The following is an 11,588-nucleotide window of genomic DNA, read 5'->3' as shown; positions in this document are numbered from 1 at the left end:
CGAGCAGAAGCAGGCACATCGTCGACAGGCTCCTGCCGCACCAACACCGTCCGTTGCGTGGCCTTGTCCCGAACCAGCGGTACCGGGTTGGCAACCACCTGATCCCCAACCTTCAATGGCACATCCGGAATTACCCTGATCGGCGTCGCCGCGCTGCCCAGCAACAACGGCTTGGCCGCTTCGACATGCGCGTCCAACCGAGGCCCGACGAGCTGATCGGCCAGCCTCTCCAGCCATCTACGCGTGCGGCCGGATTTGATATGCCCCACCACCTGGGGGCCCAGGCGCAGGGTCACACCCATGGCGCCTGCAACCCTCACGAGCAGCAGCCCGATCAATACATCGCCGGTGATTTCCCCCATCACCTCGTTCATTTCTTGCGGCGGCAACATCCGTATCCAACTGGATATCGCCGACACATAGATAAACACCAGCGGTTCATCGCTGAGCACCAGCAGTCCGCGGCCAATGGCCTCCTTGCCCAGTTTCAGCAGTTCATCAAGTTCGGTCTGGGTAACGTATTGCAGCCACTTCTCACTGTGGGTCTGGATATCCGCCAGCAGGCCATACAGTTGCGTGAAGTTGTCCCAAAGGCTGTAAAGCGCCTTACCCATTCCCTGAACAAACGCCTTCTCCAGCATCCTGCGTTGATCAAGAGGGTGAGCGTCTGTGTAATCCTTCCACTGCGCTTCGTAGGTACTTTCCCACGCTTCGCGCAGGCGAACTTCCAGCGCGTCAATCACCGTTTGATAAGACGCATACAGCGCCTTGACGTGGTCTCTTGAGACATTGGGATAGAAGCTGACGCGGTACTGCTGGTCGCGCTCACACTCGTCGACTTCGAGAATGCCGCTCGGGCCGATGGTTTTGTGGATCGGCTCGCCCAGTGGGCCGCCGTTGGGGTCGACGCGCTGAAGCACCACTTGCGTGTTGCCGATGGGTACAGCTCGCGTGCTTTGAAACATGTGCACCAAGGTCAACGTGCCGGTGGCCTGGCAAGTAGCGACGGTGCTGCTCGGAAAAAGGGAGCGGTTGATCGGCGCGACCAGCGCCACCTCATCCCCGACCTTGAAGACCTGTTCAATATCCAGCGCGGAAAAGCTCCAGAAGCTTTCCGCCCAGTCATCAAAAGTGTTCAGGCAATCCCGGAAGTCGCGAAAGACGCCCTCGATATCGACCGTCTTCACATCCATTGGGGTCAGGGCCAGCCTGCCAATGGCCGGGTTCAAGAAACCGCTCCAACAACAAGAAAATCCATCTGCAATCCCTCGCACTGTGTAGTCAGGCGAGGGACTTTGCAGAGGTTCCCGGAGGAGGGGAGTAGAGCTTATCCGGCAGTTATGTGGGAAGTTTCGACAACTCTCGTCTTCTCACGCCCCAGCACCAGGCTGCACAACGCCGGCAGGAACAACAGCGTCAACACCGTGCCCACCAGCACGCCGCCGATCAGTACGTAGGCCAGGGACGACCAGAACACCGACAACGTCAGCGGAATAAACGCCAGCGCCGCCGCCAACGCGGTCAGGATCACCGGCCGCGCACGCCGTACGGTGGCCTCGATGATTGCCGCGTGAATCGGCATGCCGTGGTCCTGGTTCTGGCGGATCTGGTCGGTAAAGATCAGTGTGTTGCGCATCAGGATCCCACCAATCCCGATCAGGCCCAGGATCGCGTTGAAGCCGAATGGCTGGTTGAACAGCAGCAACGTCGGCACTGCACCGATCAAGCCCAGCGGCGCAGTGGCGAAGACCATGAACATCACCCCGAACGAACGCACCTGGAACATGATCACCGTGAGGGTCAGCAGGATCATGATCGGGAACAGCGCGGCCAGGGCAACGTTAGCCTTGGCGCTTTCCTCAACCGGGCCGCCAATATCGATCTGGTAGCCGGCGGGCAGTTTGGCGATCAGCGGCTGCAGGTCTTTGTACACGGCCATTTCCACGTCGGGCGGTTGCACGCCGTCGATGATATCGGCGCGCACTTCCACGGTGGTCGCGCGATTGCGGCGCTTGAGGATCGGTTCTTCCATCACCGCCTGGAAATGTCCGACCTGGGCCAGCGGCACAGAGGTGCCGGCGCTGTTGGTGAGGGTCATGTTGTTGAGGTTGCCGAGGTCCTCGCGCTGGCTGCCCTGGGCGCGGGCGACCACGGAGACGGTGCGGTTGCCTTCGCGCACTTCAGTGATCGGGTTGCCGCTGAGCAGGGCATTGAGCTGGGATTTCACCTCGTTGGGGGTGAAGCCCAGCAGGCGCAGACGGTCTTGGTCCAGCACCAGCCGATAACCGCTGGTGCGCTCGCCCCAATCGAGGAAGGCGTCCTTGGTCAGTGTGTTGGCGGCGACGACTTTGCGCACGTCTTCGGACACGCCACGCAGCACATCCAGATTGGGTCCAGAGACCCGGAACACCACCGGGAACGGCACGGGCGGGCCAAACAGCAGTTGGGTTACGCGCACCCGCGCCGAGGCAAACTCACCCGCGGCAATCCGCTCCCGCATGCGCAGTTTCAACGCGTCGCGAGCATGAGAGTCGGGGGTTTGCACGATCAGCTTGGCAAACGCCGGGTCCGGCAGTTCCGGGTTCAACGACAGGAAAAAGCGTGGTGCACCGCCCCCCACATAGGTGTCGACCAGGGTGGTTTGCGGCTCTTGCAGCAGGGCTTTTTCCAGCCGCGCGGCTACCGCTTCGGTGCTTTTGAAGGCGCTGCCGGGCGGCATGTACACCTCCAGAATCAGCTCGGAACGGTCGGAGTTGGGGAAGAACTGCTTCTTCACCACGCCCATGCCCGCCACGCACAGCACAAACGCGCCGACGACCAGCCCCGTCACCAGCCAGCGGCGCCGCACGCAGGCTTGCACCAGGCTGCGCAGTTTCTGGTAGTAACGCCCGGCGTAAATCGCATCATGGCCGCCGGGCACCGGTTTGATCTGCGGCAACAGCTTTACGCCCAGGTACGGCGTGAAGACCACGGCCACCAACCACGACGAAATCAGTGCAAAGCCGACGATCCAGAAAATATTGCCGGCATATTCCCCGGCCCCGGAACGCGCAAACCCCACCGGCAGGAAACCAATGATGGTCACCAGCGTACCGGTCAGCATCGGCGCCGCTGTGGAGCTCCAGGCAAAGGTGGCGGCATGGATCCGGTCGAAGCCTTCCTCAAGCTTCACCACCATCATCTCGATGGCGATGATGGCGTCATCCACCAGCAAGCCTAGGGAGATGATCAGCGCGCCGAGGGTAATGCGGTCGAATTCGCGCCCGGTCAGCAGCATGATCACAAACACCACTGACAAGGTCAGCGGCACAGCCGCCGCCACCACCAACCCGACGCGGAAGCCCAGGGCCAACAGGCTGATCACCATGACCACGGCCAGGGCGACGAAGAATTTCAGCATGAATTCGTTCACCGCCAGGCGGATATTTTTTGCCTGGTCGGAGACCTTGGCGAAGTTCACGCCCAGGGGCAGGTCGGCCTGAATCTTCGCTTCCTGGGCCTTGAGGCTCTTGTCCAGTTCCAGGCCGTTCCAGTGTTTCTCCATGATCACACCCAGCATCAACGCCGGGTCGCCCTGGTGGCGGATGCGGTAACTGGGCGGGTCTTCATAGCCACGGCTGACGGTTGCCACATCGGCGATGCGCAGCACGCGGCCGTTGACTTCCAGCGGTACGTTTTCAATCAGTGACAGGCTGTCGAACGCGCCGTCGATGCGGAGATAGGCGCGAGCCCCGGCGGTCTCGACGAAGCCCGATGGCGCCACGGCATTCTGTGTGGCGAGGGCGGCAAAGATCTGGTCCGGCTTGATGCCCAGGGTCGCCAGGCGTTCATAGGAGAACTCGACAAACACGCGCTGTGCCTGTTCGCCGAGGATGTTGACCTTCTTCACGCCCGGCAGGTTGAGGAGACCCTGGCGCAGTTCTTCGGCCATCTGCACCTGTTGCCGATGGGGCAGATGTTCGGCCTCCAAAGCGTACAGCGCGAAATACACATCGGAATATTCATCGTTGAAGAAAGGCCCGATCACGCCCTGGGGCAGCTTCGCGGCTTCGTCGCTGAGCTTTTTGCGGGTCTGGTAGAACAGGTCCTGGATTTCGCTGGGGCGTGTGGACTCCTTGTAGGTCATGCGCATCGATACGAAACCCGGTTGGGCGATGGTCTCGACGCGGTCGTAGTAGTCCAGCTCTTGCAGGCGCTTTTCCAGGCGATCAGCCACCTGTTCCTGCATTTCCTGGGCGGTGGCGCCAGGCCAGGCAGCGGTGATGGTCATTACCTTGACGGTGAAGGACGGGTCTTCGGCGCGCCCCAGTTTGCCAAACGAAAAGATCCCGGCGGCGAGGATCGCAATGATCAGGAACAACGTGACCGCACGATGCTTGACCGCCAGTTCGGAAAGGTTGATACCGCGCATGCTCAGTTGTCCTGTTTGCGGTTGAGGGCCAGCACCTGAGCGGGCAGTAGGCGCACGGGATCACCGCTGTGCAGCAGGTGTGCGCCGAGGGCAACGATGACTTGGCCGGGGCTTACGCCGCTGTCGAGCAGGGCGTCTTCCTGGCCAAGACTGGCGACTTTCACTGGCGCGAAACTGACCTTGTCATCTGCGCCGATCAGCCAGACGCCGGTGCCTTGGCCTGAATCCAGCAGGGCGCCGATGGGCACCCGGGTTTGCTGCGCCTGGCCATTGCCTTGCAGGCGTACGGTGATGGTGGATCCGAGGGCAAAGCGGTCGACTGCGCCGTGCAGGACGTAGCGGGCGCGGTAGGTGCGGGTGGTCGGGTCGGCGCTGGCGGACAGTTCGCGCAGGGTGGCGGTCACCGCCTGGTCCGGGGCCCCAAAGGGGAAGGCCAGGGCTTTCTGCGCGGCCTGGTCGCGCTGGTTTTCCGGCAGGTTGACGATGGCTTCGCGCGCGCCGTCATGGGCCAGGCGTGCGACGATCTGCCCCTCGGCGACCACCTGGCCACGGTCCACTCGCACGTCGGTAATGATGCCGTCGCCATCAGCCTTGAGCACGGAGTAGGTACGGCGGTTTTCAATCTGGCTGGCGTCGGATTGTGCCGAAGCCAGCTCGGCTTCGGCCACGCGCAGGAGGGTCGCCGACTGGTCGAAGATCTGCCGCGACACGGCGCCGGTGCTGGCCAGGCGCTGGTAGCGGTTTTCGTCGTCACGGCGCTGGCGCAGTTGTGCCTGGGCGGCATGCACGCGGTTCTTGGCCGAGCGCAGGGCCAGTTCGAAATCGCCGATGTCCAGTACCAGCAGCGTGTCGCCACGGGACACGTGCTGGCCGGGGTCGACCTTACGCTCGATGACCTTGCCGCTGACCCGGAAGCCCAGGTCGCTTTCGGTGCGTGCCGCAACCACGCCGGTATAGGCGCTTTGCTGGGTGCCGGCGGCTTCGACTTTGGCCGCGAGGACCGGGCGCGGCAGTGGGGTTTCAGCGGCGGTGTCGGCCTTGCTGTTGCAGCCATTGAGGATGATCAACAGGGCCAGGGGCGTGAGAAGACGCAAGGGAAGAGGGTGCATGGCGGGCTCCGGGGTAACCGTGGGCAAAAAATTATGGACATAATTTTTTACGCATATTATGGTCGAAATATAAATTAATCCAGCCCCCGGATGCTCCTCATGACAAACGCCCCGGCGCCATCGCGAAGCTTGTTGTTTTTATTGGTGGCCCTGACGGCGCTGGGTGAAGTGTCGACCCAATTGATCATTCCCGGCCTTGGCGCCATCGAGCAGGCACTGGCCGCTCCAGCGGGCTCGTCATTGAGGGCGCTGTCGGCGTTTGTCGCCGCATTCGGCCTCGGGCAATTGCTGTTTGGCCCGCTGTCGGACCGCATCGGCCGTCGGCCGGTACTGATCGGCGGTCTGGTGCTGTATGGGCTGGCGACCTTATCGATGCTGTTGGTCGATGACATCGAGCACTTCATCGCCGCCCGCGTGCTGCAAGGCCTGGGCGCGTGCGCCGCGTTGGTACTGGCGCGCACGGTGGTGCGCGATGTATGGAAGGCAGAAGCAGGGCCGGCCCTGGCATTGACCATGATCGGCATGCTCTACGCCATCGTGGTGGCGCCGATGGTCGGTGGCCTGCTGATCAAATGGCTCGGCTGGCGTGCGCCGATCATGCTGGCACTGGCGATTGGTAGCGTGGTGCTGTTAGTGGTCCTGCTGTTCTATCGCGAGAGCAATCACTTCCTGGACCCCAAGGCCGGCCACTGGCGCTCCCTGGGCGGGCAATACCTGGATCTGCTCAGGGGGCGCCAGTACCGTGCGTTCGCCGTGGCGCTGGCGTGCACCTATGGCGCCATGTTTGCGGTGATCGCGGGCTCGTCGGCGGTGTTTATCAACTTGCTGGGCTTCAGCAGCCTTGAGTACGGCATCAATTTCGGCCTGATTGTGTCGATGCTGATCGTTGGTTCCACCTACACCCGGCGCAACATCATGCGCCTGGGCCCCCAGCGGATTGTGACAATGGGCGTGGCGATGGTGGCCGCTGGCGGGGTCTCGGCCGTGGTCATTTATGCGCTGTTCGGCCTGTCGGTGCTGGGTCTGGATATTCCGATTGCGCTGGTGACCCTCGGCGGCGGCCTGGTCTTGCCAGGTTCGGTGACGGGCGGGGTAATGCCTAACGCCCACCGCGCGGGCCTGGCAGCCGGGCTGATGGGGTTTGCGCAAATGTTCGGCGCCACCTGCAGCGGCGTGCTGTTGAGCCTGCTACGCGATGGCAGCGCCACGCCGATGATCGTCATCCAGGCGTGCTTTGCGGCGACGGCCTTTGTGGCGTTTCACCTGTTGCGTCAGCGTCAGGCCAAAAGATTGTCCTATACATAGGACAGTTACGGTTGTATCTGCCGGCTAGTGCTCAACGGCCCGACGTCTTATGGTGGACTCACTTTGGAGGATCACCATGAAAAAACTCATCGGCATCTACACCAGTCCCCGCGCCCACTGGGTGGGCGACGGCTTCCCGGTGCGCACACTATTTTCCTACGACACCATGGGCAAGCACATCAGCCCATTCCTGCTGCTGGACCACGCTGGCCCGGCCGACTTTACTCCGACCGAGCAACGACGCGGCGTCGGGCAGCATCCTCATCGCGGCTTTGAAACCGTGACCATCGTCTACGACGGCGAAGTCGAACACCGCGATTCCACCGGTGCTGGCGGCAAGATCGGCCCTGGCGACGTGCAATGGATGACCGCCGCCAAAGGTATCCTCCACGAGGAATTCCACTCCGCCGCCTTCGCCCGCAGCGGCGGGAAGCTGGAGATGGTGCAACTGTGGGTCAACCTGCCGGCCAAGGACAAAATGGCCGACGCCGGTTACCAGACCCTTGTCGACGGCGATATTCCGGTACTGCCGCTGGCCAACGACGCCGGGCAACTGCGCCTGATTGCCGGTGAGTTTGCTGGCACCCAGGGCCCCGCCCGTACGTTTACGCCTATCGACGTGTGGGACCTGCGCCTCAACGCCGGCAAGCCAGTCACTCTGGACCTGCACGCAGGGCGCAACACCGCGTTGGTCATCCTGCGCGGAACAGTGCTGGTCAATGGCGAGGAAGTCGCGCGCCAAGGGCAATTGGCGTTGTTCGAGCGCGATGGCAGTCAACTCACACTGGAGTCCAATGACGACGCCAAGGTGTTGCTGCTCAGCGGGGAGCCCATCGACGAACCCATCGTCGGGCATGGACCGTTTGTGATGAATACCGAGCAGGAGATTCATCAAGCGTTTGCTGATTTTCAATCGGGCAAGTTTGGGCAAATGCAAATTTAACGGCCCCGTGTAATCCAGTGTGGGAGCGGGCTTGCTCGCGAATGCGGTGCATCAGTCACAGAAACATTGACTGGCCGACCGTATTCGCGAGCAAGCCCGCTCCCACATTTCGTTTGTGCTATACCCGATAACTCCATTTCATGCGATCTTCTGCGCATTCGCCCTGGAGTCGCCTGGATGCCCTCATTTATCGCTGATCACCCGATGCTGTGCGCCCTGGCGCTGATCTTTATCGACATCGCCGTGTGGCGTCTTATTTCCGTCAACCTCGCCAACTGGAAGCTGGCGGCGCGGTTGGCGATTTTTGCCGTGTACAGCGCCGTGCTGTTCAACGACGGCATGAACCCCATGCAAGTGGCGCCTTATGCGGACAACACCGCCTTGCACCTCTCGGCCACTGCCTTGCAGATCGGTTGGTGGCTGTTTGCGGCGCGCACGCTGACGGTGTTGCTGGGTGCGGTGATGATGCAGCGGGTCGGCCACACCGGGCGCCTGTTGCAAGACCTGGTGGGGGCTGTGATCTTCCTGATCGCGATCATCGCCGCCATGGCGTATGTGCTCGATTTGCCGGTCAAAGGTGTGCTCGCCACTTCCGGTGCGGTGGCGATCATTGTCGGTCTGGCATTGCAGAGCACGTTGAGCGACGTGTTTTCCGGGATTGTCCTCAATACCACCAAGCCGTATCAGATCGATGACTGGATCTCCATCGATGGCACCGAAGGCCGAGTGACTGACATCGACTGGCGCGCCACGCGCCTGCAAACCTCTCAGGGCAGTCTGGCGGTAATCCCCAACTCCCTGGCGGCCAAGGCCAAGATCATCAACTTCTCGCGCCCGGCGGACATGTTCGGCCTGTCGGTCAGCCTGCAGGTCAGCCCCCATGCGCGCCCGCAAACCGTGATCGAGGCGCTGGAGCGGGCGATGCAAGGGTGTCGGCCGCTGCTGGGCAATCCGGCGCCGAGCGTGGCGTTCAAGGCCTCGGCCAGTGGCGGCGTCGAGTATGAAATCAGCGGATTTGTACCCGCCATGAGCCTCAAGCGTGAGGTGCGCAACCAGCTTTACGACCTGGCCTTCAGGCACCTGCAAGCGGCCGGGGTGGGATTGCTGTCGGCCACCGAAAGCAGCACACCGCCGGCCATGTCCGCGGCGCGCGCATTGCTCGAACGCTCGTCGATTTTCTCCACCCTGCGCCAGGAAGAGAAAGACACATTCAGCCAGAACATGACCCTGAACGCCTACCGCGCCGGCGAGATGATCCTGCCGGCGGGGGAGGTCAGTGACCATTTGTTTATTGTCGAGTCCGGCGTGGTCTCGGTGATGCTGACCAAGGGTGGGCACAAGGTCGAAGCAGGACGGATGGGGCCGGGCGAGGTGATTGGCGAGGCAGGGATCCTGTCGGACCAGGCGGCGCTGGCGGACTTCTCGGCCAAGACGTTCTGCACCTTGTATCGCATTGAGAAGGAATACCTGAAACCCTGCCTGGATGCGCGTCATGACATCAGCGAGGCCATGAAGACCCTGCTGGATTTCCGCCTGCACGCCGCGCAGGCCTTGACCCAGGACGCGCCGGTGGTGCCGGTCAAGAAGGGGTTCCTGCAATGGTTGCGCAATCGCGGATTGTAGTTGATCAAGGCGCCATGGCAATGCGGTAACGCTGGTCAAAATCCTCGGCCAACTGCGCCAGCGTCACGTCGCCCAGCCGTGCCAGCAACAGCGCCTGGGCCTGGTCGAAGGCATCCGTCAGCGCTGCGTTCACTGCTTGTTCGACCAGGCACTCCGGGTGGTCGGTGGACAGGCCGATGGCGAATATCGACGGCGTGCCCAGGGCGCTATGAATGTCCAGCAAGGTGATTTCATTCAAGGGTTTACCCAGGCACCAGCCACCCTGGTGACCTTTTTCCGAGCGTACATAGCCCTTTTCCTTCAGCAGCCCGAGGGTGCGCCGCACCACCACCGGGTTGGTGCCGAGCATCTGCGCGATGGTCTCCGAGGTGGCGCGCTCCTCATGTCGGCCCATATGGATCAGCACGTGGAGCATGCGCGAAAGTCGGGTGTCGTTTCTCATCAATAGGCCTCAGGTTGATTCGGACGAAAGTATCGTTCGTAACCTAAAAAGTTGCGAGACTATTGACGCGGTATTTTTATGTAACTTATGGTGTGTCGTGAAAGCGTTCGGATAACCGGATGCACATGACCGGGGGTCACCTTCATGCTGTACGACGTCATTATCGTGGGCGGCAGTTATGCCGGCCTGTCAGCGGGCCTGCAATTGGCAAGGGCACGGCGCCAGGTGTTGGTGATCGATGCGGGGCAACGGCGCAACCGCTTTGCGGCGACCTCCCACGGTTTTCTCGGCCAGGACGGTCAGGCCCCGGAAGCCATCGCTTCGCAGGGGCGCGGCCAATTGATGGCATATCCGACGGTCACTTGGGTCCAGGACCGCGTGATTCAGGCGAGTGGAGAGTCGCAAGGCTTCGCCATTGGCACTGAATGCAACGGCACGTTTCACGCCAAGCGCCTGATCCTCGCCACCGGGGTAGTGGACGAGTTGCCCGCCATCGAAGGCCTCGAATCACGGTGGGGCAAGCACGTGTTCCATTGCCCTTACTGCCACGGCTACGAGCTGGACGAAGGCCACATAGGCGTCTTGGCCACCTCAGCCTTGGCCATGCACCACGCACTGATGCTGCCGGATTGGGGCACCACCACCTTATTCACCAACGGCGTATTCATCCCGGATGCCGAGCAACAGGCACACTTGGATCGACGCGGGGTCAGCGTGGAATGCGGCGCGGTACGGCGCATCTGTGGCGAGCGCGCCGACCTGGAGCTGGACGATGGGCGGCTGTTCAGCCTCGATGGGATCTTCACGATGTCCCGCACCCGAATCAGCCCTTTGGCCGCGCAACTGGGCTGTGAGCTGGCGGACGGCCCAACCGGTCCCTACCTGCACACCAATGACATGCGCCAGACGTCCCAGCCTGGCGTGTTCGCCTGCGGCGATGCGTCCCTCGCCGCCGGTTCGGTCGCGCTGGCCGTGGCGGAGGGCGTGCGCGCCGGCGTGGGCGCGCATTTTTCCTTGATCAACGGTTGAGGTGCACCGGGCTGTCGGTGGACAGCGAGGCCTTTACCGCCAGCGCATGATCGGTGATCAGCACTTCTTCGCGGCCTTCGCTCAGGGCTTGAAGCGCTTCAGCCATCCACCAACTGCTGGAACAGCGGCGTCAGCAGGTCGATCAGCAGCTGTGGATCGGCCTTGGCCAGCGCCGACAACTCCAGCATCTGGCGCATGACCTGGAAACCCGACACCAGGGCTATCACCAACGCGGCACGCTCTTCGTGGTGGGCGCCCTTGAGTGCAGCGGCCATGGTTGCCTGATGACCTTTTTCCACTTGCTCGCGACCGATGATGGCTGCGCGTTTGCTGGACGCCGCATGCAACATGATCAGGAAACCTTCCAAGGGCTTATTGCCGGCTTCGGTGAGGCTGACCAGTGCGGTGGCGATGGTACGGCCGAGGTTTTCCGAGCTGAGGTTGCCTGGCGTCAGGATGATCCGGCTGGCCAGGGTCTCGGCGATCACTTCGGCAAACAGCTCTTCCTTGGACCCGAAGTAGCGGTTGACCAGCATCTCGGTGAGCCCCGCGCCAGCGGCGATCTCGCGCACCCCGGCGCCGTCATAGCCCGATTGGGCAAAGGCCTTGCGCGCGGACAACAGGATGGCTTCGCGGGTGACGGCGGCATCGCGCCGTCGTGGAATCGGGTTGGGCATTGGTGTCCTGATAGGGCGGGTATCGGTGGGTGCGCAGGTGATGCGCGCC

Annotated in this window: 8 protein-coding genes and 1 pseudogene; 4 read left to right on the top strand and 5 right to left on the bottom strand. The window is 62.3% G+C overall.

What is annotated here, in order from left to right:
* From BMZ57_RS28720 to BMZ57_RS28710, 3 genes and pseudogenes are all read right to left on the bottom strand, one after another.
* Positions 1–1,193, bottom strand: a pseudogene (locus BMZ57_RS28720) (type IV secretion protein Rhs); the annotation flags it as partial.
* Positions 1,194–1,327: 134 nt separating this feature from the next.
* Complete coding sequence (locus tag BMZ57_RS28715; RefSeq protein ID WP_069673415.1) at positions 1,328–4,411, bottom strand: efflux RND transporter permease subunit; 3,084 nt, start codon at positions 4,409–4,411, stop codon at positions 1,328–1,330.
* A 2-nt stretch (positions 4,412–4,413) separates the two neighbouring features.
* Positions 4,414–5,520: an efflux RND transporter periplasmic adaptor subunit gene (locus tag BMZ57_RS28710; protein ID WP_010209755.1), complete on the bottom strand. Its 1,107-nt coding sequence runs from the start codon at positions 5,518–5,520 to the stop codon at positions 4,414–4,416.
* Positions 5,521–5,619: 99 nt separating this feature from the next.
* Here BMZ57_RS28710 and BMZ57_RS28705 point away from each other — a divergent pair, with 99 nt between their 5' ends.
* The 3 genes from BMZ57_RS28705 (at position 5,620) to BMZ57_RS28695 (ending at position 9,391) form a co-directional block, all read left to right on the top strand.
* Positions 5,620–6,825, top strand: a complete 1,206-nt coding sequence (locus BMZ57_RS28705) for a multidrug effflux MFS transporter (protein ID WP_069673416.1) — start codon at positions 5,620–5,622, stop codon at positions 6,823–6,825.
* A 76-nt stretch (positions 6,826–6,901) separates the two neighbouring features.
* Positions 6,902–7,768, top strand: coding sequence for a pirin family protein (locus BMZ57_RS28700; RefSeq protein ID WP_010209757.1), 867 nt, complete (start codon positions 6,902–6,904; stop codon positions 7,766–7,768).
* A gap of 177 nt (positions 7,769–7,945) precedes the next feature.
* Positions 7,946–9,391, top strand: coding sequence for a mechanosensitive ion channel family protein (locus BMZ57_RS28695; protein ID WP_069673417.1), 1,446 nt, complete (start codon positions 7,946–7,948; stop codon positions 9,389–9,391).
* Between the two features lie 4 nt (positions 9,392–9,395).
* Here the strand turns inward: BMZ57_RS28695 and BMZ57_RS28690 are convergent, their stop codons facing one another.
* Entirely contained in the window at positions 9,396–9,833 is a 438-nt protein-coding gene (locus BMZ57_RS28690) for an Rrf2 family transcriptional regulator (protein WP_029529115.1), read from the bottom strand.
* A 144-nt stretch (positions 9,834–9,977) separates the two neighbouring features.
* Between BMZ57_RS28690 and BMZ57_RS28685 the strand changes: the two genes are divergently transcribed.
* Positions 9,978–10,862: an NAD(P)/FAD-dependent oxidoreductase gene (locus tag BMZ57_RS28685; RefSeq protein WP_010209761.1), complete on the top strand. Its 885-nt coding sequence runs from the start codon at positions 9,978–9,980 to the stop codon at positions 10,860–10,862.
* A 98-nt stretch (positions 10,863–10,960) separates the two neighbouring features.
* Here the strand turns inward: BMZ57_RS28685 and BMZ57_RS28680 are convergent, their stop codons facing one another.
* On the bottom strand, positions 10,961–11,539 hold the full coding sequence (locus tag BMZ57_RS28680) for a TetR/AcrR family transcriptional regulator (protein ID WP_032900162.1): 579 nt from the start codon (positions 11,537–11,539) through the stop codon (positions 10,961–10,963).
* Between the last annotated feature and the right edge of the window lie 49 nt (positions 11,540–11,588).

Source organism: Pseudomonas simiae (assembly GCF_900111895.1).
GTDB lineage: Bacteria > Pseudomonadota > Gammaproteobacteria > Pseudomonadales > Pseudomonadaceae > Aquipseudomonas > Aquipseudomonas simiae.
The sequence above is the reverse complement of the archived record's forward strand: the minus strand, read 5'-3'. Positions and strand labels throughout refer to the sequence as shown.